Origin of the sequence: Dyella ginsengisoli LA-4, assembly GCF_000334915.1 — a bacterium.
Taxonomy (GTDB): Bacteria; Pseudomonadota; Gammaproteobacteria; order Xanthomonadales; family Rhodanobacteraceae; genus Dyella_A; species Dyella_A ginsengisoli_A.
The window spans coordinates 1-25,789 of the sequence record NZ_AMSF01000053.1; the positions used below are offsets into that span (position 1 = coordinate 1).

Genomic DNA, 25,789 nt, shown 5'->3' on the forward strand with positions numbered 1-25,789 from the left:
GTTTCTCGAATCGCCCCGAAGCGTTTCGCCTCAGGTGAGCCGCTCATTCTACATCGATTTCACTGCCCGTCAACACCTCGCGAAGAACTTTTTTCGCGTCGCCGGAGGGCGTAAAACCCCTCGACAGAGCGGCTGCTCGTCGAGGGGCGAGAATCATAGCGCCGCATCGGAGAGCTGTGAAGGGGGCGCGGTGATTTTTTTCTCCCCGAGGCCCATGGCGCGATCGCGGCCAGACCGCCGCACGCCATCCTCATGTACACAGGGCATGCCGACCTGGTAGGGCACGAGGCGTTGGCCGAGGAAGGCCTCGATCAGCGTCCAGTCGTCCTCGAGCGGGATGAACTGTTTCATGGCGATGCTCCTTGGGTCGCGCGCTTGGATCAGCGCAGGAACATCACATCATCGGTAGATGCCCGCCCCAGGGCGGCAAAGGACAAAATGCGGGCAAGGAGAGGCCCGGATCAGTCCACCTCGATCATCTCGAAGTCGTCCTTGGTCGCACCGCAGTCAGGGCACGTCCAGGTGTCGGGCACGTCTTCCCAACGCGTACCGGGTGCGATGTCCTCTTCCGGCAGGCCGATCGCCTCGTCATAGATGAAGCCGCAAACCACGCACATCCACTTGCGCGCGGCGGGAGCGGTGCTGTCTGTCATTGCATGTTCCGTCGTATGGGTGGAGCGGCCATTCTCGCAACTCGCCAGCGCCCGCGAAAGGCGGGCGGGCGCCGCGGATTGCGGCATCATGGGAACTTATGAAGACTCCACTCCCTGCCCGCGGCATCTATGTCATTACGGATGACCGCCCCACCGGCCTGGTGGAACGCGTCGCCGAGGCGCTCTCCGGCGGCGCCGCGATGGTCCAGTACCGCGACCTCACCCAGGACGACGCTCGCCGTGCGAACGAAGCGCGGGCCTTGGCCCAGCTGTGCCGGCGTCACCACGTACCGCTGGTCATCGACCACGATGTCGCACTAGCCACGGCCGTCGACGCCGACGGCGTACACCTGAGCCAGGCTGACGGATCACCGGCCCGCGTCCGCGCGGCGCTCGGGCCGGACGCTATTGTCGGCGTCTCCTGCTACGCCTCGGCCGCGCTCGCGTCGACGGCGGCGGCCGCTGGAGCAAGCTACGTGTCGTTTGGCGCTTTCTATGCATCCCCGACCAAGCCCGGGGCCGGGCGCGCACCGATCGAGCTCCTGCATGAAACGCGGCACGTCGGCATTCCCCGGGTGGCGATCGGTGGAATCAGCCTCGACAATGGCGGGCTGCTGGTGGCGGCCGGGGCGGAGTTTCTCGCCACGGTATCCGCGGTGTTCGGCACCGACGATCCGCGTGCCGCGACCGCGCAGCTGGCCTCCCTCTTCCACGCCTGACCCGGAATACGCATGACGAACCACGAACTCTTCCAGCGCGCGCGCCAGTTGATGCCCGGCGGCGTGAATTCTCCCGTGCGCGCCTTCAAGTCGGTCGGCGGCGAGCCGTTCTTCACTGCGCGCGCCGACGGCGCCTACCTGTGGGACGTCGAGGGCAAACGGTATATCGACTATGTCGGCTCTTGGGGACCGATGATCGCCGGCCACAACCATCCGGCAGTGCGCGACGCCGTGGAGCGGGCGGTTCGCGACGGCCTGTCGTTCGGCACGCCCTGCCCGGCGGAAGTGACCATGGCCGAGACGATCGCGCGGCTGGTGCCCTCGATGGAGATGGTGCGGATGGTCAATTCCGGCACCGAGGCCACGATGTCGGCGATCCGCCTGGCTCGCGGGGCCACCGGCCGCAGCCGCATCGTGAAGTTCGAGGGCTGTTACCACGGCCATGGCGACAGCTTCCTGGTGAAGGCCGGCTCGGGCGCGCTTACGTTCGGTGTACCCACGTCGCCGGGCGTGCCCAAGCAGAACGCCGACCTCACACTCACCCTGCCCTACAACGACCTCGACGCGGCGCGAGCGCTGTTCGCCGAGCATGGTCAGGACATCGCCGCGCTGATCATCGAGCCGGTCGCCGGCAACATGAACTGCATCCTCCCACGCGAGGGCTACCTCGGGGGCCTGCGCACGCTGTGCGACGAGCATGGCGCCCTGCTGATCTTCGACGAGGTGATGACCGGCTTCCGCGTGGCGCTCGGCGGTGCCCAGGCGCACTACGGCGTGAAACCCGACCTGACCACCTTCGGCAAGGTGATCGGCGGGGGCATGCCGGTCGGCGCCTACGGCGGCCGCCGCGACCTGATGGAGCAGGTGGCACCGGCCGGGCCGATCTACCAGGCGGGCACGCTGAGCGGCAATCCGGTGGCGATGGCCGCCGGCCTGGCCATGCTCGGGCTGGTCCAGGCCCCGGGCTTCCACGATGCGCTGGCGGTCCGGACACGCCTGCTGTGCGATGGCCTGCAGGCGGTGGCGGACGGCGCAGGCGTGGCGTTCAGCACGAACTGCGTCGGCGGCATGTTCGGCCTGTTCTTCAGCGGCGAGAAGGTCGAGACCTTCGCCCAGGCCACCGCCGCCGACACCGCGCGGTTCAACCGCTTCTTCCACGGCATGCTCGAGCGGGGTATCTACCTGGCACCGAGCGCGTTCGAGGCGGGCTTCATGTCCTCGGCGCACAGCGATGAAGACATCGCCGCCACGCTGGAGGCGGCGCGCCAGGTCATGACCGCCCTGACCCAGGACTGATCCGGGGGTGCCGGGGATGAGCGGGGAACCGACACCACCACGCCCCGGCGAACCGCGCCCGGCCGCGGGTGCGGCCTGGCGCGAGCGCTGGTTCCACGTGATCTTCGGCCACCACGATCGTGCCGGCCGCCTGTTCGATGTGGCACTCATCGTGGCGATCGTCGCCAGCATCCTGGTGACCATGCTGGACTCGGTGCAGTCCCTGCATCAGCGCTTCGGCGAGCTGCTTTATCTCCTCGAATGGCTGTTCACCGTGGTCTTCACCGCCGAGTATCTGGTCCGGCTCTATGTGGTGCGGCGTCCCTGGCGCTATGCGCGCAGCTTCTTCGGCGTCGTCGACCTGCTGTCGGTGCTGCCGACCTACCTGAGCCTTGTGCTGACCGGCAGCCAGTATCTGCTGGTGATCCGGGCGCTGCGCATCCTGCGCATTTTCCGCGTGCTCAAGCTCACGCGTTACGTGGGCGAGGCGACCCTGCTCTGGTCGGCGCTGATCCGCAGCCGGAGGAAGATCCTGGTCTTCGTCAGCACCTTCCTGACGCTGGTGCTCATCTTCGGCGCGGCGATGTACCTGATCGAGGGCCCCGAGCACGGCTTCACCTCGATCCCGCAGTCGATGTACTGGGCGGTGGTGACGATGACGACGGTGGGATTCGGCGACATCACGCCGAAAACGCCGCTGGGCCAGATGTTCACTTCGCTGATCATCCTGGTCGGCTACAGCATCATCGTGGTGCCGACCGGCATCTTCACCGCCGAGCTGGCCAACGGCATGCGCCAGGCGCGCGAAGCGCGGCGCTGCGAAGGATGCGGGCTGGCCGGCCACGAGGCGGATGCACGGTTCTGCCGCCACTGCGGCGAGAAGCTGCCCCGGCCCGGAACGCCGGGGGCGGATTCACCAGCTGCCGGTGTTCGGCATCGATGACCACGGCTCGGCCGGCGGCAGCGCGTCGCCGGCCTGCAGCAGCTCCACCGAAATCAGGTCCGGCGAGCGGACGAAGGCCATGTGCCCGTCGCGCGGCGGACGATGGATGGTGTAGCCCATCGCCTGCAGGTGGGCGCAGGTGGCGTAGATGTCGTCCACGCGGAACGCCAGGTGGCCGAAGTTGCGGGCCGACCCGTAATCCTCGCTGGAGTCCCAGTTCCAGGTGAGCTCGATCTCCGCGTCCGGGCTCTCCGGTGCGGCCAGGAACACCAGGGTGAACTTGCCGGCCGGCACCTCGCGCCGGCGCACCTCGCGCAGGCCAAGACCCTCGCAGTAGAAGCGCAGCGAGGCGTCGAGGTCGTGCACGCGGACCATGGTGTGGAGGTACTTCACGCCGTCGCTCCCGTCGCCGCGACGAAATCCGCCAGAGCCGCGCGCAGGCGCTGCAGGCCCTCGGCGACGTCCGCGTCGGTGAGCACCAGGGGCGGCACGAAGCGCAGCACGTCCGGGCCGGCCTGCAGCAGCAGCAGGCCGTGGGCCGCGGCGTGGTCGAGCGCCTCGCCGGCCCGCCCCTTCCACGGCCCGGCCAGCACCGCGCCCAGCATCAGGCCGCGGCCGCGCACCTGCTCGAACAGCCCCAGTTCCGCGTTGATGTGCGCCAGCCCCTCGCGCAGGTCGTGCGCCTGACGCTCCACGTTCAACAACACCTCCGGTGAGCCGAGCCTGGCCAGCGCCACCCGCGCCACCGCCGCACCCATCGGATTGCCGCCGAAGGTGGTGCCGTGCGCGCCGTACTGCATCACCTGGGCCACCTTCGGTCCGGCCAGCATCGCGCCGATCGGGAAGCCGCAACCGAGCGCCTTGGCCAGGGTGACGATGTCCGGCGTGACGTGGTCCTGGACGTGGGCGAACAGGGTGCCGGTGCGGCCCATGCCGCACTGGATCTCGTCGAGCACCAGCAGCGCGCCGTGCTGGTCGCACAGCGCGCGCACGCGCTGGAGGAAGCCCGGCGCCGCCGGCAGCACGCCACCTTCGCCCTGCACTGGCTCGAGCATCACGGCGGCGACGTCGCCCGGGGCGAACGCGGCCTCCAGCGCGGCCACGTCGTTGAAATCGATGTAGCGGAAGCCGGCCGGCAGCGGCTCGTAGCCTTCCTGGTACTTCGGTTGTGCGGTCGCGGTGACGGTGGCCAGCGTGCGGCCGTGGAACGAGCCGCGGAAGGTGACGATGGTGCGACGCTCCGGCGGCCGGCCCTGTGCGGTGGCCCACTTGCGCACCAGCTTGATCGCCGCCTCGTTCGCCTCCGCGCCCGAGTTGCAGAAGAACACGCGCTCGGCGAAGCCGGACGCCTCGACCAGCTCCTCGGCCAGCCGCAGCGGCGGCTCCGTGTAGAACACGTTCGAGCTGTGCCACAGCTTGCCGGCCTGCGCGGTGAGGGCGGCGAGCAGCTCCGGATCGGCATGGCCCAGCGCGTTCACCGCGATACCCGCGCCGAAATCGATGTACTCGCGCCCCTCGGTATCCCACACCCTCGCGCCCTTGCCGTGGTCGAGCACCAGCTCGCGGGGCTTGTACACCGGCAGCCAGTAGCGTTTGCCAAGCTCTATGAGACGGCCATTCTTCGATTGCATCGCCGATCCAACGGGCGCCGGGCAACGGACGCCGCCAAGGGTGAAGGGGGCGCCATCGTAGAACCTCGCCAAAGTCTTTGCACGGAGCGCAAACGGCAGAATCAAGAGCCCCCGCGATTCGGACATCCCCTCCGCAACACCCTTCCGCTCGCTGCTCCGGAAGCGGACCGGTGGCCGCCAAATACCGTCCGAAGTGACTGCTGTCGCGCCGGGCGAGGCGAGGGTGACGTCACCGCCTGCGGTTCGCACGGGCTCAGGCGCCACGTGATGGGACGTCCGATGCCGGCGCCCACGACAGGCGCCGCCCATGCTTCCCGCGACCATCCGGCTTAGCGCAGCTGGTCGAGCGCCAGGTGGTGCTTCTTGCACAGCCGGTACACGGTGACCCGCGAGATGCTGAGGCGACGCGCGCACTCGCTGATGTTGAAGCGACTCTCGCGCAGGCAGGCGAGGATGGCTTCCCGCTCCGCCCGGACCCGGGTGGCGTCCAAAGAGGCAACACCGTCGCCCTGCCCCACGGCAGTGGACAGGTCCAGATCCGCGGCTCCGATCACCGCATCTTCCGCCACCACCGCCGCGCGCTGCACACGGTTGATCAGCTCGCGCACGTTGCCGGGCCACGCATACCTTCGCATCGCCGCACGCGCCGCCGTGCCGAAAGTCCGGGCACGGCAGGAATGGTGCTCGCGGAAGCGATCGAGCACGTGCTGGGCGATCAGCTCGACATCGCCGCCCCGCTCGCGCAGCGGCGGTACGGCCAGGCGCAGTACGTTGAGCCGGTAGAAAAGGTCCTCGCGAAACCGACCGGCCTCGACCGCGCGCTCCAGGTCCACGTGGGTCGCCGCCACCACGCGTGCATCGGCGCGGATTGGCTGGCTGCTGCCGAGCCGCTCGATCGTGCCCTCCTGCAGGAAGCGCAGCAGGCTGGTCTGCGCATCAAGCGGAAGGTCGCCGATCTCGTCGAGGAATATCGTGCCTCCCGCCGCACTCTCGATGTGACCGATCCGCCTCGCCGTGGCACCGGTGAATGCGCCTCGCTCATGCCCGAACAGTTCGGACTGCACCAGATGTACCGGCAAGGCGCCGCAGTTGATTGGAACGAAGGGGCGGTCTCGCCGCCGCGACAACCGATGCAGGGCCTGTGCGGCCCCCTCCTTGCCAGTGCCGGTCTCGCCGGTGATCAGCACCGGTAGGTCCACCGGGGCGAACTTGCGCAGGTGCGAGCACATGCTGAGGACGATATCGCTCTGCCCGACGATATCCGGGAAGTCCTCCCCCTCCGCTGCCGGCGTGCCCTGTGCGATCGAGGACAACACCCTGGCCAGCCGCGCGACATCCAACGGCACGGTGAAGTACTCGGCGCTGTCCCTGAGAATACGCTGCACCGCCTGGGATCCTGTCGTGGTGCCGGCCCCCAGCAAGGCCAGCCAGGTCAGGTTGGGGGATCCCTCTAGCTGGCGGGCAATCGCCGACTGCATCTGCGCATCGCAGCCGCGCAGGTCAGCCAGTGCGACCATCGGGTCGCCCTCGCGCTGCTGCAGCCTGCCGACATCGACTGCATCGACCACCCTGATCGACCAGCCCTCGCTCGCCAGCGCCCGAACCTCCTCGCCGGTGGGCCTGCCGAGCCAAATCACGCAGCGTTGCGCTGCGACCACATCCAACTGCATGGCCATCTCCCCAGCCGATGGTCCCCCTGTGGCCCCTCACGTGGTGCTGTCTCGCGGTCGAACGCCCTTACCGCGACACAACAGCGCAACATGCTACGCCTCGTCCATGACAGAAGCACGTAAACAGGGCAGGATCCAGCTGCGGAATTTCGTAAATATTTATCTAATATTCATGGACTTAGCATTCATGAATCGCCAGTCCCGTCCGCCAGCGCCCAGCTGCCTAGAGGAACAGGTCCGGCAGTAGCGATGCACCGGGATGTACGGCATATCGATCGAAATCGGTCACGCCGGTCCCGGCCAGCACTTCGTCATCGATGGCGAATCGCCCGGTCATTTCCCGCGACGATCGCACCAGCATCGCGTGTGCGGCGTCGGCAACGATTGCCGGGGTGCGGCAGTTTTCCGGCCTCACGCCATCGATCATCGCGATCGCCGCCGTGGCAATCACCGTGCGCGGCCACAGCGCATTGACGGCGATGCCGAGCGGTCGGAACTCTTCGGCCATGCCGAGCACGCACAGGCTCATGCCCATCTTGGCGATCGTGTAGGCGGTATGCGGCGCGAACCACTTCGGGTCGAGCGTGGGCGGCGGCGACAGCATCAGTACGTGCGGATTGGCGGCGCGCTTGAGGTAGGGAAGACAGGCCTGGGTGGTCACGAATGTACCGCGGGTGTTGACCTGGCTCATCAGGTCGAAACGCTTCATCGGCGTGCCTTCGACACCCGCCAGCCAGATCGCGCTCGCGTTGTTGACCAGGATGTCGATGCCTCCGAAGTGCTCGGCCGCCTGTGCGGCGGCGTCGACCACCTGAGTCTCGTCACGGATGTCGACCTTGAGCGCCAGCGCGCGGCCACCGGCCTCCTCGACTGCAGCTGCCGCGGTATGGATCGTTCCGGGCAGCTTGGGATTGGCCACGCCACTCTTCGCCGCGATCACCACGTTGGCTCCATCACGCGCCGCGCGCAGCGCGATCGCCAGGCCGATGCCGCGCGATGCGCCAGTGATGAACAAGGTCTTGCCGGCCAGGGTGGTCATGCTCGTGCTCCACGCGTCGTCTCGGAAGCGGGAGTGTAGCGCCCGTCGTCAGGGCTTCTGGAAGCGAGGCAGGATGTCGCGCAGCTCGGCCAGGCGTTCCACCGGATCGGTCAGCTCGAGCAGTTGCTGGCGCTCCGGATTGGCCAGCGGCAGCAACTCGGCCAAACGGAAACCGAGCCAGCTGGCATCGTCGTAGTCGGTCTGGGGAGCGTCGCGCCAATGTGGGCCGAGCGTCTCCACCAGCCGCTCCAGAATGACCTGCAGCAACGCGAATTCCACCGGGACCTGCACCCGGGGCTCGTCCGGCCACAACGCCACGTCGCCGCGCAGCAGGCCATCGCCGCCGGCCCGCGTTCGCTCGACGCGGAAACGCGCACCGCCGCGCGCCACGATGCCCAGCAGGCCCTCGGCGGTGGTATGGAAATCGGTGATGGTCGCTACCGTGCCGACCGCCGCGGGCAGGGCCGGCTCACCGACCTCGTAGCCGTCCATGATCAGGCAGACGCCGAATCCTCCACCGGTCCGCGCGCACTCGCGCACCATGTCCAGGTAACGCGGCTCGAGGATGCGCAGCTGCAACGGTGCCCCGGGGTAAAGCACCGTCGCGAGCGGAAACAGCGGCAGATCGACCAGAGGTGTCGGGGCGTCCATGTCCCGAAGTGTACCGGCCGATGGTTGCCGCAGCCCGCCGCTCCGATGGACGATGCTCGGATCGTCGTCCTCGACGGATGCACCAGCCCCCAGGAGCACGGATGTCCCTCTTCGACCTCTCGCCAACGGCCAACCCCCCGCCAAATCCGCCGGCCCCGTCGCCTGCGGTGGTGACGGTGCAGCGACTGGAGAAATCCTTCGCCAAGCGCGAGGTGCTGCGCGCACTGGACTGGAGTGTGCCGGCCGGTCGGGTGATCGGCCTGCTTGGACGCAACGGTGCCGGCAAGACCACCCTGCTGCGCTGCCTGCTCGGGCTGTCGCCGATCGACAGCGGCGAGATCTCGCTGTTCGGCGCACCGATGACCGAGCCGGGCGGCGAGCGCATGCACCGCATTGGCTTCGTTCCGCAGACCTTCGACCTTTTCCCCTGGATGAAGGTACGTGCCTACCTCGACTTCACCGCCGCGTTCTACGCACGCTGGAACACCTCGCTGGCCGACCGCCTGCTCGGCGACTGGCAACTGGATCCGAAGCAGAAGATCGGCCAGCTATCGCAGGGTCAGCGGCAGAAGCTGGCGATCGTCCGTGCCATTGCACCGGAACCGGATTTGCTGGTGCTCGACGAGCCGGTCGCCAGCCTCGATCCGCAGGCCCGCCGCGCCTTCATGGCCGAGCTGCTGGAGCTGATGCGGGGGCCGGACAAGACGGTGATCTTCTCCACCCACATCACCGCTGACCTGGAGCGCGCCGAGGCGGATATCGCGCTGCTGCGCGACGGCAGGATCCAGTTCACCCGGCCGTTGGCCGAACTACGCGCCCGTTTGCGCCGCGTGGTGTTCACGCGGGAAAGCGGCTGGCCGCAGGCGCCGGTGGTGGCTGGCCTGCTCAAGGCCACCGTCAAGGACGCGCGCGCCGAGTTGCTGGTGGAAGATCCGGTGCAACCGAGCCTGGAGGCGCTGGCCGTGCGCGAAGGCGCGACCGTGCAGGTCGAGACACCGACGCTGGAAGACCTGTTCGTGGAGCTCGCGTGAGGGCGGTGTGGCAACTGTCGCTGCTGCTGTGGCGGCAGATGGCGGTCCTGGTGGTGCTGGCCGGGGCAATCTGGCTGGTAGGGGTGGCCTTGCTGGTGGCGTCCCTGCGCGAGGGCGCCCACCTGGCGGGCATGGGATTGAACGCCATGGCGTTCGGCAGCTGGTTCTGGCACCTCGGCCAGGGGCAGATGTTGCGCGGCCTGTGCCGGCCGGAGAGTCTCCTGCTGCCGCGGTTCCGCGCGCGGCTGGCCGGCGCCGGCGCGCTGGACCTGGTGCTGTGGATTGCGCTCCCGGCCACCATGGCCGCGTTGGCGGGCATGCCCCACGTCCTGCTCGCGGCCAGTGGACTGATGCTGGCCACCGCCCTGGGCCTGGCCAGCGGCACGGGCAAACGGGTCAGCCTGGTCATCTGGATCGGCTTCATCGCGATCGGCTGGAAGCCGCGGCTGGCCGCGCGCGTCGGCGAGATCGCCCTGCAATCGCCGTGGACGCCGGTGCTGCTGACCCTCGCCGCCGTACTCGTGTTCCGCCTGGCCCTGCAACCGCTGCTGCGCATCGAGGACGTCGAGCCGGGCACTTCGCCATTGGAGAGCACCGGGATGGGCCGGGTGCAATCCCGGGCGATGGAGGGGCGCCCGGCGCGTGGCGCGATCGGCAAACGTATTCAGGGCTGGTTCGACGGCATGGCGCAGCGGGCGATGGAGCGGGCGCTGATGGCGTATCGCCGGCACCCCGGGGCACGCCAGCGCATGACCCTGATCCGCAGCCTGCTGCTGCCGCACGACAACCCGGAAGCGATTGCGCTTCGGCTGGTGCTGGTCGCCGCCATCGTCGGGATCTACTTCTTCGCCATCCTGCACCGGCCGCACTACAACGCGGCAGTGATCGGCGCCTACGCAGTGTTGTTGTCACTGACCCGGTTTCCGCAACTGGGGCGCGGCATGCTTCGGATGCGGCCGAATCTGGCCGACCTCTACCTCACGCTGGCGCCGGAGACCCGCGCCGATTACCAGCGCACCCTCGTGCACGCGCTGCTGCTGCTGGTGCCGGTGACGGTACTGAGCGCACTGGCCTACACCGCACTGGGCATCGTGCTGGCACACGCCACCGAGCCCGGCCGGATGCTGGTGACCGCGGCAATCGTCGGCGCGGCCGCCAGCCTGGTGGCGCTGGCGGTTCACCTGATCGGGCCGGAGGGCAGCTTCGGCCGCGGCCTGGTCAATATCGTGGTGGTGCTGGGTGCGATGGGCAGCTATTGGGGCGGCTACGTGCTGCTCGGCCTGCTCGGCGTGGCGCTGGGCGGCGCGCTGCTGGCGCTGGTGGCGATCAGCTTCGGCCTGGGCGTGTGGTTCGCCGCGCAGCGCGAGTACCAGCGCCGCGCGCCCTGCTTCGACCCGCCGCCGGCCTGAATCAGCCGCCGCGCTGCCGCAGCGCCTCGGCGAAGCGCCGCGGCGCCGCCTCGAAGCCGCCGTTGGACATGAACACCACGTGGTCGCCGGGCCGGGCCGCCGCCTGCAGCGCATCGATCAGCGCATCGACGGTGGGCGCGGTGCGACCTCGGCCGCCGAGCGCGCCGGTGACGTTCTGCGCATCCCACGGCAGCTCCGGACGATGCAGGAACACGACCGTATCGGCATCGGCCAGCGAAGGGGCCAGGCCTTCGGCATGCGCGCCCAGCCGCATCGAGTTCGAACGCGGCTCCAGCGCCACGAGGATGCGCGCCTTGCCGACCTTCGCGCGCAGCCCGGCCAGCGTGGTGGCGATCGCCGTGGGGTGATGGGCGAAATCGTCGTAGACGGTGATGCCGTCGACCTCCGCCACCTGCTCCATGCGCCGCGCCGCGCTGCGGAAGTCGGCGAACGCCGGCAGCAGGGCCACCGGATCGGCGCCGGCGGCCGCCGCGGCCGCCAGTGCGGCCAGCGCGTTCATCACATTGTGCCGCCCCAGCAGCGGCCAGGCGACCTCACCCAGCCGTTCGCCGAGGTGGCTCACCGTGAAGCGCGTGCCGTCCGCCTCGACCAGCTCGGCCTGCCAGTCGCCCTCGCCGATGCCGAAGGTCTCCACCGGCGTCCAGCAGCCCATGGCCAGCACCTCGGCCAGGTAGGCGTCATGCGCGTTGACGATCAGCCGTCCGTTGCCCGGCACGGTGCGCACCAGATGGTGGAACTGGCGCTGGATTGCCGCCACGTCGGGGAAGATGTCCGCATGGTCGTACTCGAGGTTGTTGAGGATGGCGATGCGCGGCCGGTAGTGCACGAACTTCGAGCGCTTGTCGAAGAACGCGGTGTCGTACTCGTCCGCCTCGATCACGAACGGCTTGCCGCTACCCAGCCGCGCCGACACACCGAAGTTGCCCGGCACGCCGCCGACCAGGAAGCCCGGTGCCAGCCCCGCGCTCTCAAGCAGATGGGCAAGCAGGCTGCTGGTGGTGGTCTTGCCGTGGGTGCCGGCCACGGCCAGCACCTCGCGACCGGGCAGCAGCGTCTCGCCCAGCCACTGCGGGCCGGAGATGTAGCTCAGCTGCACGTCCAGCATGTACTCGATGGCCGGGTTGCCGCGGGTCATCGCATTGCCGACCACCACCCGATCCGGCGCCGGCTGCAGGTGCCCGGCGGCATAGCCTTCCATCAGGCGGATGCCGAGCGCCTCGAGCTGGGTGCTCATCGGGGGGTAGACGTTGGCATCGCTGCCTTCCACGGTATGGCCGAGCTCGCGCGCGAGCGCCGCCACGCCGCCCATGAAGGTGCCGCAGATACCGAGGATATGCAGACGCATGGAGAGTCCTTCTGGAGATCATCGCGCCGGGCGCGCCGGGGGAAGTATCCCGCCGAAAACGACAACGGCAGCGCACCGGGCGCTGCCGCTGGGATGCCACGCGGGCGGAACGCGCGCCGGATCAGTTCACCGTGGCCGAGTCGCCGGCCAGCGCCCGCTTCACCCGGGCGGTGACCTCGTCCAGGTCACCCACGCCGTCGACCACCTGCAGCTTGCCGCGACGGGAATAGAAATCGGCCACCGGAGCCGTCTGTTCGGCATACACGCCGAGACGGCGACGCACGGTGTCGGGGTTGTCGTCGGCCCGGCCCTCGGCCGCGAAGCGCAGCTCACAGCGCTCGATGATCGCCTGGTTGGGCACCTCCAGCTTGACCACCGCATCCAGCGGCTGGCCGATCTTGGCCAGCAGCTCGTCCAGCGCAGCAGCCTGGGCGAGATTGCGCGGGTAACCATCGAGGATGAAGCCTGCGCGGGCGTCGTCCTGGGCGAGGCGCTCTTCCAGCATGCCGAGCAGGATGTCGTCGGACACCAGGTGCCCGGCATCCATGACCGCCTTGGCCTTCATGCCCAGGGCTGTACCGGCCGCGACGGCGGCGCGCAGCATGTCGCCAGTGGAGATGTGCGGAACGCCGAGTTCGGCCTTGAGCCGGCCAGCCTGGGTTCCCTTGCCCGAACCGGGCGCGCCGAGTAGCACGAGTCGCATAATGCTCCACACCATCCGCGTCGGGCCGCACGCTGCGGCGCTTCGCCGGATTCATCAAAATGACGCTCAAAGTACCGTCTGGCCCCGGGGTCGTCAAACCAATCTGGCGCCCGCGATGCGGCAAGTGTCTGTCTGTCCTGCCAAAGTCGAATTGACGCGGCGCAACGAGTGAATCGAGGAGTCCGCATGACCCGTGCCAACCGTAGTTCCCAAGGCCGTCTGCTGTATGCGCAATCCGGCGGCGTCACTTCGGTGATCAACGCCACCGCGGCGGGTGTGATCGAGGCAGCGCGCGCGAAGGGCGTGCCGGTCTACGCCGCGCGCAACGGCATCCTAGGCGCCCTTCGCGAGGATCTGATCGATACCACCAGGGAGACCAGAGCGGCCATCACCGCCCTGCGTCACACGCCGGGCGGCGCGTTCGGCAGTTGCCGCTACAAGCTCAAGTCGCTGGAGGCGAACCGGGCCGAGTACGAGCGGCTGATCGAGGTGTTCCGTGCCCATGACATCCGCTGGTTTCTCTACAACGGCGGCAACGACTCGGCCGACACCGCGCTGAAGGTCTCGCAGCTGGGCAAGGCGATGGGCTATGACATCCATTGCATCGGCGTGCCGAAGACGGTGGACAACGACCTGGCGATCACCGACTGCTGCCCTGGCTTCGGCTCGGTGGCCAAGTACACGGCGGTCTCCACACTGGAGGCGAGCCTGGACGTCGCCTCGATGGCCGAGACCTCGACCAAGGTGTTCATCCTCGAGGTGATGGGACGCCACGCGGGCTGGATCGCCGCGGCGGCCGGCCTGGCTGGCGATGGGGTGGACGGCGCGCCACACGTCATCCTGTTTCCGGAAGTGCCCTTCGACGAGGCCGCCTTCCTGGCGAAAGTGAAGGCTACGGTGGAGCGCGTCGGCTGGTGCACCGTGGTCGCCTCCGAGGGCGTGCGCAATGCGCAGGGCCAGTTCCTTGCCGAGGCCGGCACGCGCGACGCGTTCGGCCACACCCAGCTCGGCGGCGTCGCGCCGGTGCTGGCGCGGCTGGTCAAGGAGAAGCTCGGCTACAAGTACCACTGGGCGCTGCCGGACTACCTGCAGCGCTCGGCGCGCCATGCCGCGTCGAAGGTGGATGCCGAGCAGGCCTACGCGGTCGGCAAGGCCGCGGTCGACTACGCGCTGGCCGGCATGAACGCGGTGATGCCAGTGATCGTGCGCACGTCCGACGCGCCCTACCGCTGGAAGGTGGAGCCGGCGCCGCTGGCGAAGATCGCCAACAAGGAAAAGAAGATGCCGAAGGGGTTCATCCGTCGCGACGGCTTCGGCATCACGGCGGCCGCCCGCCGCTACCTGTCGCCATTGATCGCCGGCGAGGCGCCGCTGCCATGGAGGCGTGACGGACTTCCTGCTTACGGCCATCTGCGCCTCGCATCTGTAACCAGGCGGCTTCCCCCGAAGCAAGAATGAACGACTCGCTCAGCTTGATGACCCCTGTCTGAAAGCTGCCGGACACGACAGGTATTCGATTCAGGCTCGACTCCCTAGCCTCACAGCCGCAACACCGCAAAGGCCAATTCCGGCCGACGTCCAGAAGGAGGACGCCATGAAACTGCTCACTTCCATGCTGCTTGCGACTGCGCTGGTGACCTGCAGCGGGCTGGCCATGGCACAGCCAGACCACGGTGATCGCGGTGACCACGGCTGGCACGGTCAGGGTCAGGATCACGACCGTGGTCATGGCCACGGTCATGACCGTGGCGACGATCGCGACCACGACCGCTATGACGACAGGCGCCGGTACGAGGGCCGCCGGGGCGATGACTACCGGGACCACGGCCGCGGCCACGGTCATGACCGGGACTGGGTGCCCCCGGGTCACCGCTGGGAGCGCGGTCATCGCTATGAAGGACCGGTCTACGTGGTCCACGACTATCGCGAGTACCGGCTGCGCAGGCCGCCGCGCGGCTACCACTGGGTGCGCGCCGACGGCGGCGACTACCTGCTGGTCGGCATTGCCACCGGCATCATCCTGGACATGGCGCTGCACTGATTCTGCGGCGAAGGAATTAAGTGTCCGGCAAGGCGGCGCTTCAGCGCCGCCTTTCTTTTGCGGCACGCCCCCATGCATTGCAGCGCACAACGGCGAGCGTCACACGCTCTGCCTATACTCGCCGGGACCGCCTGATCTCTAGACGGCCATCTCGGGCGCGTTCCCGAACCGCCCGGCACCACGGTGACTACTCATGGGGAGGTTCCGATGCTGCAGCAGTATGGCGTGTGGTTGGTATTGGCTTGTGCGGTGATAGCGATTCTTTACGGGGGATTGTCGGTGCGCTGGGTCCTGGCGCAGTCGGCCGGCAACGAGCGGATGCGGGAAATCGCTGCAGCCGTGCAGGAAGGCGCCCGCGCCTACCTGAACCGCCAGTACTCCACGATCGCGATTGCCGGCGTGGTGCTGTTCGTGGTCATCGGTTTCGGTCTCAACTGGCTTACCGCGGTGGGCTTTCTCGTGGGCGCGGTGCTATCCGGCGCCGCCGGCTACATCGGCATGAATGTCTCGGTGCGCGCCAACGTGCGTACTGCCGAGGCGGCACGCCATGGCATGCGGCAGGCGATGGACGTGGCGTTCCGCGGCGGCGCGATCACCGGCATGCTGGTGGTCGGCCTGGGCCTGTTGGGCGTGGCCGGATATTACCTGGTGCTCGGCCACCTGGGGGCCAGCGGGGAGTCCGCGCTGCACGCGCTGGTCGGGCTGGCCTTCGGTTCGTCGCTGATCTCGATCTTCGCCCGCCTGGGCGGCGGCATCTTCACCAAGGGCGCCGACGTCGGCGCCGACCTGGTCGGCAAGGTGGAGGCCGGCATTCCCGAGGACGATCCGCGCAATCCGGCGGTGATCGCCGACAACGTGGGCGACAACGTGGGCGACTGCGCCGGCATGGCGGCCGACCTGTTCGAGACCTACGCGGTGACCATCATCGCCACGATGTTGCTGGCCGGCCTGAGCTTCGCCGGCAACGTGGATGCGGTGATGTATCCGCTGCTGCTGGGCGGCGTGTCGATCATCGCGTCCATCATCGCCACGTTCTTCGTGCGGGTGAAGGACGGCGGCTCGATCATGGGAGCGCTTTACAAGGGCGTGATCGTCTCGGCGGTGCTCTCGGCGATCGCCTTCTGGTTCGTCACCGCGGGCCTGCTGCCGCAGGGACTGACCGATGCCGAGGGCATGGTCATCTCCAGCCACGCGATCTTCTACTGCTCGTTGATCGGCCTGGTGCTGACCGGCCTGATCGTGTGGATCACCGAGTACTACACCGGCACCCAGTTCAAGCCGGTGCAGCACATCGCGCAGGCCTCGACCACCGGTCACGGCACCAACATCATCGCCGGCCTGGGCATCTCGATGAAGGCCACCGCGCTGCCGGTGATCGTGATCTGCGCGGCGATCTGGAGCGCCTATGCGTTCGCCGGGCTGTATGGCATCGCCATCGCCGCCACGGCCATGCTGTCGATGGCCGGCATGATCGTGGCGCTCGACGCCTACGGCCCGATCACCGACAACGCCGGCGGCATTGCCGAAATGGCCGAGCTGCCGCCGGAGGTCCGCGCGATCACCGACCCGCTCGACGCGGTGGGCAACACCACCAAGGCGGTCACCAAGGGCTATGCGATCGGTTCGGCGGCACTGGCCGCGCTGGTGCTGTTCGCAGACTACACGCACAACCTCGCCGCCCATTTCGGGGGTCACGCGCCGTCGTTCGACCTGTCCAACCGCTACGTGATCATCGGCCTGCTGATTGGCGGCCTGATCCCGTACCTGTTCGGCGCGATGGCGATGGAAGCGGTCGGCCGCGCGGCCGGTGCGGTGGTCGAGGAGGTGCGCCGGCAGTTCCGCAGCATTCCCGGGATCATGGAAGGCACTGCCAAACCGCAGTACGACAAGGCGGTGGACATGCTGACCCGCGCGGCGATCAAGGAGATGATCGTGCCGTCGCTGCTGCCGGTGCTGGTGCCGGTCGTCGTGGTGCTGGGCTTCAAGTGGCTGGGTGGCTCGGAAGCCGGCGCGCAGGCGCTGGGCGGCGTGCTGATCGGCACCATCGTCACCGGTCTGTTCGTGGCGATCTCGATGACCACCGGCGGCGGCGCCTGGGACAACGCCAAGAAGTACATCGAGGATGGGCACCACGGCGGCAAGGGTTCGGAGGCGCACAAGGCCGCCGTCACCGGCGACACCGTGGGCGACCCCTACAAGGACACCGCCGGCCCGGCGGTGAACCCGCTGATCAAGATCATCAACATTGTGGCGCTGCTGCTGATCCCGCTGCTGTAGAGGCACTGCGCCCGGCCGCATCATCGCTAGCCGGGCGCATCACCCCCATCGCCCACCTGCCACGGTGGTGCTCGCAGCCCATGGGTCCGGCGCGCCATCCCGGGCGACGCATCTTCGGTCACCGGCCGGGGGACACAAGGCACTACCGCCCCCCCTCATCCCTGCACGACACGCCTTTGGCAAGGATCTCCCACATGACTTCGAGGCCCTCGATCTGGCTCGCACTGGCCGCCAGTGTCACTCTTGCCGGCATGAGCCACGCACAAGCACCCGCCGTACCGACAGGCGACGGCAATGACCCCTATCTCTGGCTGGAGAACATCCACGGACAGAAGCCGCTGGCCTGGGTAAAGCAGCAGAACGAGGCCACCGCCAAGCGGTTCGCCGACGACGCCGCGTTCGAGAAGACGCGCAAGCAGATTCTCGAGGTGCTCGACTCGGACGAACACATCCCCTACGTCAGCCGGATGGGGGACTACCTGTACAACTTCTGGCGCGACAAGGCGCACCCGCGCGGCTTGTGGCGTCGCACGACGCTGGCGGAGTTCCGCAAGGAGAAGCCGCACTGGGACGTGCTGCTGGACGTCGACGCACTGAACAAGGCCGAGAACAAGCGCTGGGTATTCAAAGGCGTTCAGTGCCTGAAGCCCGATTACACCCGCTGCCTGGTTTCGCTGTCACCGGACGGCGGCGACGCGGTGGCGGTGCGAGAGTTCGACGTGCCATCGCGCTCCTTCGTCGAGGGCGGCTTCGCGCTGCCCGTCGCCAAGAGCGAGGTGGACTGGATCGATCGCGACACCATCTTCGTCGGCACCGATTTCGGCCCGGGCTCGATGACCGAGTCCAGCTATCCCCGCATCGTCAAGGAGTGGCGCCGCGGCACGCCGCTGGACCAGGCGAAGGTCGTGTACGAAGGCACGCCCAAGGATCTGGCGGTGGGCGCCAGCCACGACGATACGCCCGGATTCGAGCGGGACTTCGTCTCGGTGGCCAAGGATTTCTTCCACAGCCAGCTGTTCCTGCGCAAGGACGGCAAGCTCCAGCGGGTCGAGGTGCCCGAGGACGCCACCGCCGACGCCCATCGCGAGTGGCTGCTGGTCGAAACCCGATCGCCGTGGACCGTGGGAGACACCACCTATCCCTCCGGCGCGCTGCTGGTCACCCGCTTCGACGATTTCATGGCAGGCAAGCGGCAATTCGAGGTCCTGTTCAAGCCTGATGCGCACACCTCGCTGGCGTCCTACAGCTGGACGCGCCACCACCTGATTCTCGACGTGCTGGACGACGTGAAGAGCCGGTTGGAAGTGCTCTCCCCGGAAGCCGGCGGCTGGAAGCAGGCCCCGATGGAGGGCGCGCCCGCGCTCAGCACGGTCAGCGTGGTGGACACCGACCCGGACCACAGTGACGAATACTGGCTGGGCGTCACCGGCTTCCTCACCCCGTCCTCGCTGCAATACGGCGTCATTGGCGGCGCGGCCCCGGAAACGCTCAAGCGCGAACCGGCGTTCTTCGACGCGTCGAAGTTCGTCGTCAGCCAGCACTTCGTCGCCTCGAAGGACGGCACCCGCGTGCCTTATTTCGAGATCGCACCGAAGACGATGAAGCTCGACGGCAGCAACCGGACGCTGCTCTACGGCTACGGTGGCTTCGAGGTTTCGCTGTTGCCCACCTACAGCGGCAGCATCGGGCGCGCATGGCTCGACCGCGGCGGCGTCTACGTCATCGCCAACATCCGTGGCGGCGGCGAGTACGGCCCGGCCTGGCACCAGGCGGCGCTCAAGGCCAAGCGGCTGCGCGCCTACGAGGACTTCGCCGCGGTGGCGCAAGACCTGGTGCACCGCGGGATCACTTCGCCGGAACACCTCGGCGCCGAGGGCGGCAGCAACGGCGGCCTGCTGATGGGCAACATGCTCACGCTGTACCCGCAACTGTTCGGGGCGATCGCCTGCGAGGTGCCGCTGCTGGACATGAAGCGGTACAGCCACCTGTCCGCCGGTGCTTCGTGGATGGCCGAATACGGCAACCCGGATACCTCGGACTGGAACTTCATCCGGACTTTTTCGCCATACCAGAACGTTAAGGCGGGCATGCACTATCCGCCGGTGCTCTTCTACACCGCCACCAGCGACGACCGCGTCGGCCCGGTGCAGGCACGCAAGATGGCCGCGAAGATGCAAGGTATGGGCTACCGCAACGTCTGGTTCTACGAGAACACCGAGGGCGGTCACGGCGCGGGGGCGGACAACCGCCAGTCGGCTTACATGCACGCCCTCGCCTACTCGTTCCTCTGGAATGAGTTGCGGTGATCGCGATGCCCCGCTGCCGACACAGGCCGCGGGGCTGGCTTATGATCGTGCTCTCCCCCCCCGTTACCTGCCGGTATGAAGCGAACAGCCAGCATCCGTCCCGAACTGCGCCAGTGGATCCTCGACTCCACCCGCAACGGCCTGAGCGTCGACCAGATCCTGCTTCAACTGAAAGAAGCCGGCTACGACCCCAGGGAGAGCCGCAGCGTCGTGGCCACGGTGCTGAAGATGCCGCTCGCGGCGCTGACCGGTGTGGCGCGTCCCCATACCCTGCGCCCGCGTCACCCGGAAGCACCGACAGTCCATGCCGGTGACCGCGACGTGCGCGTGCTGGCTTCGCTCGACGAGCCGGTGGTGCGCGTGCTCGACCAGCTGCTCGATGCCGGCGAATGCGACGAGCTGATCGAGCTCGCTCGCCCCCGCCTCGACCGGGCACGAACCGTCGACGCGCAGGGAGGACAGCAGGTCGACCAGCGCCGCACCAGCGAGGGCATGTTTTTCCGACTCGGCGAATCGCCACTGATCGAGCGTATCGAGTCACGCATTGCCGCCTTGCTGGAGATCCCGGTCAGCCATGGCGAGGGCCTGCAGGTGCTGCACTACGGAACGGGCCAGGAATATGAGCCGCACTACGACTGGTTCGACCCGACGCAGCCGGGATTCGAGGCAGTCACGGCGCACGGCGGTCAGCGCATCGCGAGCGTGGTGATATACCTCAATACGCCCGAAGCCGGCGGCGGCACCGGCTTCCCCAACGCGGGGTTCACCGTGACAGCGCTGAAAGGATCGGCCGTCTACTTCGCGTACGAGACGAACGACACGTCCTCGCTGCACGCCGGACTGCCGGTCGAGCGCGGCGAGAAATGGATCGCCACCAAATGGTTGCGTGAACGCCCATTCGTCCGCTGATGGCGGGAGTGCTGCGTCGCAGCAGCAGTTGCCTTATCCTATCCGGCCCTACTTTCTCCTAGTGCAGGATCACCTTCATGGGTCTGGATCTGGTCAGTGCCGGCCGCAACGTGCCGGACGAAATCAACGTCATCATCGAAATCCCCAAGGACGCCGAGCCGGTCAAGTACGAGGTGGACAAGGCCTCGGGCGCGATCTTCGTCGACCGCATCCTGTCCACCCCGATGCGCTATCCGTGCAACTACGGCTACGTGCCTGGCACGCTGGGCGACGACGGCGACCCGCTGGACGCGCTGGTGATCCTGCCGCTGCCGCTGATCCCGGGCTCGGTGATCCGTTGCCATCCGGTCGGCATGCTGCGCATGACCGACGAGGCCGGTGGTGACGAAAAGCTGGTGGTCGTGCCGGTGGAGAAGATCTTCGCCGGCTACGCGCACATCCACGACATCGACGGCGTGTCCGGCCACTGGCTCGAGCGCATCGGCCACTTCTTCGAGCACTACAAGGACCTGGAGAAGGGCAAGTGGGTCAAGCTCGATGGCTGGGCCAAGGCGGCCGAGGCCAAGGCGGAAGTGCTCAAGGGTATCGAGCGCTACGTGCAGGACAAGGGCTGATCCATCCCTCCGCAGGAATAAAAAGGCGCGCCCCGGGGCGCGCCTTTTTTGCTTCCGGTCGTCGATACGACTATCCGGCAGGGGCCGGCGCGACGCTGATCAGCGGAACCCGTGGCGGAGGCCGCACGTGCGAGCGTGAGCCGATCGCCCCCTCGTCATCCAGCAGGCTCGCATCCAGATCCACGAGGCTTCCGCCGGGCGTCCATGTGGCCAGCGTGCTGCCGCAGACACCGCAGACCGCACGCACGCCCCTGCCCTCGTCCTCGTAGAGCACCGGCGCCTGACCGTGCCAGCTCAGACCGCCACGCGGCACGACCATCACGCCCACCACTACACGGTGGTCGAGCAATCCGAGACACAACGGGCATTCGCAAAAGCGGCGATCGAGGTAATCCACTCGCGCCTCGTAGCCGATCGTTCCGCAGGCACAACGTCCATGCAGGATGCTCATGGGGTGGTTCCTCGGTGTTGCCCGGCGCGCGCCGGATCAGTGCGTCTTCCGGGCAGCCTTGGCGGGCTCGCCTTTCTTGCCGAGCTCTTCCAGCAGGGTGGACATGTCCTCGGCGTGCTCTTCCTCCATGGCGAGGATCTCTTCCATCATCCGGCGGGTGGTCGGATCGTCATTGCCCAGGAAGCGGATGATGGCCCGATAGCTGTCGATCGCGATGCGCTCGGCAACCAGGTCCTCCTTGATCATGTCGACGAGGTCGTCGCCTTCCACGTAGTCGGCATGGGCGCGGGTGAGCAGTCCGTCCGGATTGAAATTGGGCGCGCCGTCGAGCTGGGTGATGCGTTCGGCGATGCGATCGGCATGCGACTGCTCCTCGTTGGCATGTTCGAGGAACTCGGCCGCGACACTCTTGGCATGGATGCCGGAGGCCATGAAGTAGTGCCGCTTGTAGCGCAGCACGCAGACGATCTCGGTCGCGAGGGCCTCGTTGAGCAGATTGACCACAGTATCGCGGTCGGCGCCGTAGCCGGCGGTCACGGCGCCGCGCTCGATATGCTCGCGGGCGCGCTTGCGGATCGTCTCGATATCGCTGACGAAAGGTTTGCTGGACATACCGCAACTCCTTGGCTTGATCAGGGGCTTGCCTGCCTTTGGCGGCAGGCACCCGTACCATCCTAGGAATTCGGTGCGAAGCGCCGGTGAAGCCGACGCGAGGATTTCGCGAGTGGAGGCCTGGGGCCAGCTCAGTGCTGCTGGTAAGCCCGCAGGAATGTCGACACGCCTGCCCTGGCGGTCGCCTCGATCTCCTCCGCGTAGGCCTGCTGGCAATCGTCACAGCCGAACATGCGGCGCAACACCAGATCACCCTTGATCAGCGAAAGGAACTGCACGGCGGCGCGCGGGATGTCTTCTATGCAGAGCAGGCCTGCGTCAACGGCACGCTGCAGCAGGCGTTCCATCAGGCCGTGAGTGCGCATCGGCCCCTCCTCCCACAGCAGGCGTCCATAGCGCGGGTTGCCCTGGCGGCAGTCGCTGAGGATGGCGCGGAAAGTGCCGACTGTCTCGCGATCGCAATCCAGCCGCGCGTGGGTCAGCGCGATCCTGAGCAGGGTCTGGCCAATGTCGACGGAGGGATCGAAGTCGTAAGTGTTGTCCGGAATGAGATCCTGCACGCGGGCACGGATGACCTCGCGAAACAGGTTGTCCTTGTCGCCGAAATGGCTGTACACGGTCAGCTTGGAGACGCCAGCCTCGGAGGCCACCGCATCCATGCTGGTGCCGGCGAAGGCATTTCGGACAAACAGCGCCTTGGCCGCTTCCAGGATAGCGGCGCGTTTTTCCATGTCTTTCGGGCGGCCCGGGCCTTGGCATTTCACGGGCGAGGCAGAACTCATCGACATACCTTCACAATGCTCGGCAGCAAAATTATTATACGGGTCGGTCCAATTATTTCCAGCTCAGGGAAATCCCGCCAGTGCAGACGACGTTCATGGAACTGACCCTCTCGCCAGTGTATCGCCACGCGCAGCGCGTACTTTCGCAGTGGATCGATGCCCGGCATGCGGCCGCCCGACGCGAGGCGTTCAGGACGCGGACCGCCGTCGCCCAGCTGGGCCTGGTCGATCGCCACCGGCTCGCCCGCTGGCTGGCCTGGATCGTCAGCGCCGAGCGCTGCCGGGGCAGCCGGCGCCTGGATGAACGCCTGCGACAACTGGACGCATCCCTGCACGCATTGATGCGGACCACTCTGGCGACATTGCCATCCATGTACACCGTGGAGGCCGTGCGCCTGACCGCCGAACGGCCGGTGTCCGCGGACACCGCGCCACACATGACTTCCGTCAGCGCCACGCGGTGACTTCCGGCACTTCGGCCGCGCGTGCGCAGCCCGCACGCTAGCGATTGTCGGAAATGGCCTAAGCGCTTATCCTTTTTGACCTTTTTCGATCCGTACGGGACGTGGCAGAACATGGCGATGAACTTCGAACAGGCGCGGCAGAACATGGTGGAAAACCAGGTGCGCCCCTGGGAGGTGCTTGACGCGCGGGTGCTGGACGTCCTTGGACGGGTGCGGCGCGAAGATTTCGTGGCCCCCGAACATCGCCAGCTGGCCTTCGCCGACGTGTGCCTGCCGCTGGGCCACGGCGAAGTGATGATGAAGCCGGTGCTCGAGGGTCGCCTGCTGCAGGCGCTGGAGCTCAATCCGGATGACCGGGTGCTGGAGGTCGGCACCGGTTCGGGCTTTTTCACGGCCTGCCTGGCGGGCCTTGCCGGACAGGTGGTCAGCGTGGATATCCATGCCGACTTCACCCACACCGCCGCGCAGCGGCTGACTGCCGCCGGCGTGGGCAACGTCACGCTGGATACCGGCGACGCCGTGATCGGCTGGTCGCCCACCGGCCAGTTCGACGTGGTCGTGCTGACCGGCGCCGTGGCCCACCTGCCCGAACGCATGCTCGCCTGGCTCAAGCCCGGCGGTCGTCTGCTGGCGATCCGTGGCATGTCTCCGGCGCAGCAGGTCGTGCTGATGACCCAGGAAGGCCCCGGACGCTATCGCGAAGAGGTACTGCTGGAAACCGACCTCCCCTACCTGGTGCACGCCGAACCACCGCGCCAGTTCGTTTTCTGACCCCCTTTCGAGACCTGCGAGGCACCTCATGCGTTTGAAGCTTCTGACTCTTGCCCTGGCTCTGTCGGCAATTTCGCTGCCCAGCCACGGCGAGGATTTGCTGGATGCTTATCGGGAAGCGCGCGCCAATGACCCGGTGCTTTCCCAGGCGGATGCCCAGCGCCTTTCGGTCGGCGAGGGAGTAACCCAGGCGCGTGCGCTGCTGCTGCCGCAGATCTCGGCCGGGCTGACGCTGAGCCAGACCAATGGCAACAGCAGCAGCAACACCGGCACTAGCTCGCAAAATTACGGCGCTGACAGCTACCTCTGCAGCGGCATCGCGGCAGGGAGCGGCAACTACAACTGCACGGGCCCGTTGCAGTCGGGTGCGGCCAGCGGCAATGTCGGCCACTCCCGCTCACGGGATATTTCGGCCACTCTCAACCAGAGTGTCCTCGACCTGAGCAAGATTGCCGATCTCAAGGCCGCGCATTCCCAGGCGAGCGCACAGGATGCGCTGTACCAGGCGGCTCTGCAGGATCTGTTCGTACGCGTGGCCACCGCCTACTTCAACGTGCTCACCAGCCAGGACTCGCTGACCTTCGCCAAGGCCAATGAAGAAGCCTACCGGCAGCAGTACGAGCAGTCGGACCAGCGCTACAAGGTCGGCCTGTCGGCGATCACCGACGTCTACCAGGCCAAGTCGTTCTACGAATCGGCCAAGGCGCAGACCATCGCCGCGCAGAATGCGTTGGACGACGCGCGCGAGGCGCTCGCGCAGATCACCGGCAAGCCCACCGGCGAGCTGAAGCAACTCCGCGACGACCTGCCGATGGATCCGCCGCAGCCGAACGACCAGAAGGCCTGGGTGCAGCAGGCGCTGCAGAACAACCCCAACCTGCTGTCCGACAAGTACAGCGTGGACGCGGCCGAGCACAGCATTTCCGCAGCGCGCGCCGGTCACCTGCCGACGATCAGCGCAACGGTGAACTACGGCAAGGGCGCAACCTGGTACCAGAACTCGACGGACCATTTCCGCCGCCCCAGCTCCACCACGGTCGGCCTGACGCTGTCGGTGCCGCTGTTCTCCGGTGGCGCCACCCAGTCGCGGGTACGCCAGTCGATCTATCAGCGTGATGCCGCCCAGGACTCGCTGGAAGCCGACCGCCGCCAGGTCCAGCGCAACACGCTGAACTACTATCGCTCGGTGATTGCCGGGATCAGCCAGGTGGAGGCGGCCAAGTCCGCGGTCGAGGCCGGACAGAAGGCACTGGACGCCACGCGTGCCGGCTTCAGCGTCGGTACCAAGACCATCCTCGACGTGCTGACCGCCATCCAGACCCTGACGTCCTCCGAAAGCCAGTACTCGCAGGCGCGCCACCAGTTCATCCTCGACAAGCTGCTGCTGAAGCAGGCCGCCGGCGCGGCGGACTTCAAGGACATGGAATCGATCAACACCCTGCTCGAGTGACGTTGTTGCCGGACCATCCCCG

The 25,789-nt window shown here is 67.5% G+C and carries 26 protein-coding genes; 14 read left to right on the forward strand and 12 right to left on the reverse strand.

Translation table 11 applies throughout. The features are described from left to right. Positions 1-153 precede the first annotated feature (153 nt). Together C693_RS0112210 and C693_RS0112215 are read right to left on the reverse strand one after the other, a co-directional pair. Positions 154-351 carry a hypothetical protein gene (locus C693_RS0112210; protein ID WP_017462562.1) on the reverse strand — a complete coding sequence of 66 codons (198 nt, stop codon included), beginning with the start codon at positions 349-351 and terminating at the stop codon, positions 154-156. A 110-nt stretch (positions 352-461) separates the two neighbouring features. After that, on the reverse strand, positions 462-653 hold the full coding sequence (locus C693_RS0112215; protein ID WP_017462563.1) for a rubredoxin: 192 nt from the start codon (positions 651-653) through the stop codon (positions 462-464). Between the two features lie 98 nt (positions 654-751). Between C693_RS0112215 and thiE the strand changes: the two genes are divergently transcribed. From thiE to C693_RS21740, 3 genes are read left to right on the forward strand one after another with little or no spacing between them, the layout of a single operon-like run. Further along, entirely contained in the window at positions 752-1,372 is a 621-nt protein-coding gene (gene thiE, locus C693_RS0112220) for a thiamine phosphate synthase (RefSeq protein ID WP_017462564.1), read from the forward strand. Positions 1,373-1,384: 12 nt separating this feature from the next. Further along, positions 1,385-2,668, forward strand: a complete 1,284-nt coding sequence (gene hemL / locus C693_RS0112225) for a glutamate-1-semialdehyde 2,1-aminomutase (RefSeq protein ID WP_017462565.1) — start codon at positions 1,385-1,387, stop codon at positions 2,666-2,668. A gap of 16 nt (positions 2,669-2,684) precedes the next feature. Beyond that, positions 2,685-3,590, forward strand: a complete 906-nt coding sequence (locus C693_RS21740) for an ion transporter (RefSeq protein WP_017462566.1) — start codon at positions 2,685-2,687, stop codon at positions 3,588-3,590. Here the strand turns inward: C693_RS21740 and C693_RS0112235 are convergent. The 5 genes from C693_RS0112235 to C693_RS0112255 all read right to left on the reverse strand — a co-directional run bounded on the left by C693_RS0112235 (position 3,561) and on the right by C693_RS0112255 (position 8,581). Next, positions 3,561-3,983 (reverse strand): VOC family protein, encoded by a 423-nt coding sequence (locus C693_RS0112235; RefSeq protein ID WP_017462567.1) that lies wholly within the window; start codon positions 3,981-3,983, stop codon positions 3,561-3,563. The two genes, C693_RS21740 and C693_RS0112235, sit on opposite strands and share 30 nt — an antisense overlap. Further along, positions 3,980-5,221, reverse strand: coding sequence for an acetylornithine transaminase (locus tag C693_RS0112240; protein WP_017462568.1), 1,242 nt, complete (start codon positions 5,219-5,221; stop codon positions 3,980-3,982). The genes C693_RS0112235 and C693_RS0112240 overlap by 4 nt, the downstream gene beginning before the upstream one ends. Positions 5,222-5,550: 329 nt before the next feature. Further along, the gene (locus C693_RS0112245; protein ID WP_017462569.1) at positions 5,551-6,891 is read right to left on the reverse strand and encodes a sigma-54 dependent transcriptional regulator; all 1,341 of its coding nucleotides are present in this window, start codon (positions 6,889-6,891) and stop codon (positions 5,551-5,553) included. Positions 6,892-7,114: 223 nt separating this feature from the next. Further along, complete coding sequence (locus C693_RS0112250; RefSeq protein WP_017462570.1) at positions 7,115-7,930, reverse strand: SDR family oxidoreductase; 816 nt, start codon at positions 7,928-7,930, stop codon at positions 7,115-7,117. Between the two features lie 48 nt (positions 7,931-7,978). Continuing rightward, positions 7,979-8,581 carry an LON peptidase substrate-binding domain-containing protein gene (locus C693_RS0112255; RefSeq protein WP_017462571.1) on the reverse strand — a complete coding sequence of 201 codons (603 nt, stop codon included), beginning with the start codon at positions 8,579-8,581 and terminating at the stop codon, positions 7,979-7,981. 101 nt (positions 8,582-8,682) lie between these two features. Between C693_RS0112255 and C693_RS0112260 the strand changes: the two genes are divergently transcribed. Next, a complete protein-coding gene (locus tag C693_RS0112260) occupies positions 8,683-9,612 on the forward strand; it encodes an ABC transporter ATP-binding protein (protein WP_017462572.1) in 930 nt (309 codons plus the stop codon). Further along, the gene (locus C693_RS0112265; RefSeq protein ID WP_100243708.1) at positions 9,609-11,021 is read left to right on the forward strand and encodes a hypothetical protein; all 1,413 of its coding nucleotides are present in this window, start codon (positions 9,609-9,611) and stop codon (positions 11,019-11,021) included. The genes C693_RS0112260 and C693_RS0112265 overlap by 4 nt, the downstream gene beginning before the upstream one ends. A gap of 1 nt (position 11,022) precedes the next feature. On the opposite strand, the gene mpl is transcribed toward C693_RS0112265, so the two are convergent. Together mpl and C693_RS0112275 are read right to left on the reverse strand one after the other, a co-directional pair. Continuing rightward, on the reverse strand, positions 11,023-12,387 hold the full coding sequence (gene mpl, locus C693_RS0112270; protein WP_017462574.1) for a UDP-N-acetylmuramate:L-alanyl-gamma-D-glutamyl-meso-diaminopimelate ligase: 1,365 nt from the start codon (positions 12,385-12,387) through the stop codon (positions 11,023-11,025). 121 nt (positions 12,388-12,508) lie between these two features. After that, positions 12,509-13,090: an adenylate kinase gene (locus C693_RS0112275; protein ID WP_017462575.1), complete on the reverse strand. Its 582-nt coding sequence runs from the start codon at positions 13,088-13,090 to the stop codon at positions 12,509-12,511. Positions 13,091-13,276: 186 nt separating this feature from the next. On the opposite strand from C693_RS0112275, the gene C693_RS0112280 reads away from it, so the two are divergent. From C693_RS0112280 to ppa, 6 genes are all read left to right on the forward strand, one after another. After that, entirely contained in the window at positions 13,277-14,548 is a 1,272-nt protein-coding gene (locus C693_RS0112280; RefSeq protein ID WP_017462576.1) for a 6-phosphofructokinase, read from the forward strand. Positions 14,549-14,684: 136 nt separating this feature from the next. After that, positions 14,685-15,131, forward strand: coding sequence for an RcnB family protein (locus C693_RS0112285; protein WP_017462577.1), 447 nt, complete (start codon positions 14,685-14,687; stop codon positions 15,129-15,131). A gap of 207 nt (positions 15,132-15,338) precedes the next feature. Further along, positions 15,339-17,408: a sodium-translocating pyrophosphatase gene (locus C693_RS0112290; RefSeq protein ID WP_026107383.1), complete on the forward strand. Its 2,070-nt coding sequence runs from the start codon at positions 15,339-15,341 to the stop codon at positions 17,406-17,408. Positions 17,409-17,602: 194 nt separating this feature from the next. Beyond that, entirely contained in the window at positions 17,603-19,714 is a 2,112-nt protein-coding gene (locus C693_RS0112295) for a prolyl oligopeptidase family serine peptidase (RefSeq protein WP_017462579.1), read from the forward strand. A gap of 75 nt (positions 19,715-19,789) precedes the next feature. After that, positions 19,790-20,623 carry a 2OG-Fe(II) oxygenase gene (locus C693_RS0112300; RefSeq protein ID WP_017462580.1) on the forward strand — a complete coding sequence of 278 codons (834 nt, stop codon included), beginning with the start codon at positions 19,790-19,792 and terminating at the stop codon, positions 20,621-20,623. Positions 20,624-20,700: 77 nt separating this feature from the next. Next, positions 20,701-21,237 carry an inorganic diphosphatase gene (gene ppa / locus C693_RS0112305; protein WP_017462581.1) on the forward strand — a complete coding sequence of 179 codons (537 nt, stop codon included), beginning with the start codon at positions 20,701-20,703 and terminating at the stop codon, positions 21,235-21,237. A 70-nt stretch (positions 21,238-21,307) separates the two neighbouring features. On the opposite strand, the gene C693_RS0112310 is transcribed toward ppa, so the two are convergent. The 3 genes from C693_RS0112310 to C693_RS0112320 all read right to left on the reverse strand — a co-directional run bounded on the left by C693_RS0112310 (position 21,308) and on the right by C693_RS0112320 (position 23,082). Next, positions 21,308-21,688: a hypothetical protein gene (locus C693_RS0112310; RefSeq protein WP_017462582.1), complete on the reverse strand. Its 381-nt coding sequence runs from the start codon at positions 21,686-21,688 to the stop codon at positions 21,308-21,310. Between the two features lie 36 nt (positions 21,689-21,724). Next, positions 21,725-22,300, reverse strand: a complete 576-nt coding sequence (locus C693_RS0112315) for a ferritin-like domain-containing protein (protein ID WP_017462583.1) — start codon at positions 22,298-22,300, stop codon at positions 21,725-21,727. Positions 22,301-22,431: 131 nt separating this feature from the next. Further along, on the reverse strand, positions 22,432-23,082 hold the full coding sequence (locus C693_RS0112320; protein ID WP_026107384.1) for a TetR/AcrR family transcriptional regulator: 651 nt from the start codon (positions 23,080-23,082) through the stop codon (positions 22,432-22,434). An 80-nt stretch (positions 23,083-23,162) separates the two neighbouring features. Here C693_RS0112320 and C693_RS0112325 point away from each other — a divergent pair, with 80 nt between their 5' ends. The 3 genes from C693_RS0112325 (at position 23,163) to C693_RS0112335 (ending at position 25,767) form a co-directional block, all read left to right on the forward strand. Further along, a complete protein-coding gene (locus tag C693_RS0112325; RefSeq protein WP_017462585.1) occupies positions 23,163-23,546 on the forward strand; it encodes a hypothetical protein in 384 nt (127 codons plus the stop codon). Positions 23,547-23,657: 111 nt separating this feature from the next. Next, on the forward strand, positions 23,658-24,317 hold the full coding sequence (locus tag C693_RS0112330) for a protein-L-isoaspartate O-methyltransferase family protein (protein WP_026107385.1): 660 nt from the start codon (positions 23,658-23,660) through the stop codon (positions 24,315-24,317). Positions 24,318-24,345: 28 nt separating this feature from the next. Then, entirely contained in the window at positions 24,346-25,767 is a 1,422-nt protein-coding gene (locus tag C693_RS0112335; RefSeq protein ID WP_017462587.1) for a TolC family outer membrane protein, read from the forward strand. Positions 25,768-25,789 lie beyond the last annotated feature (22 nt).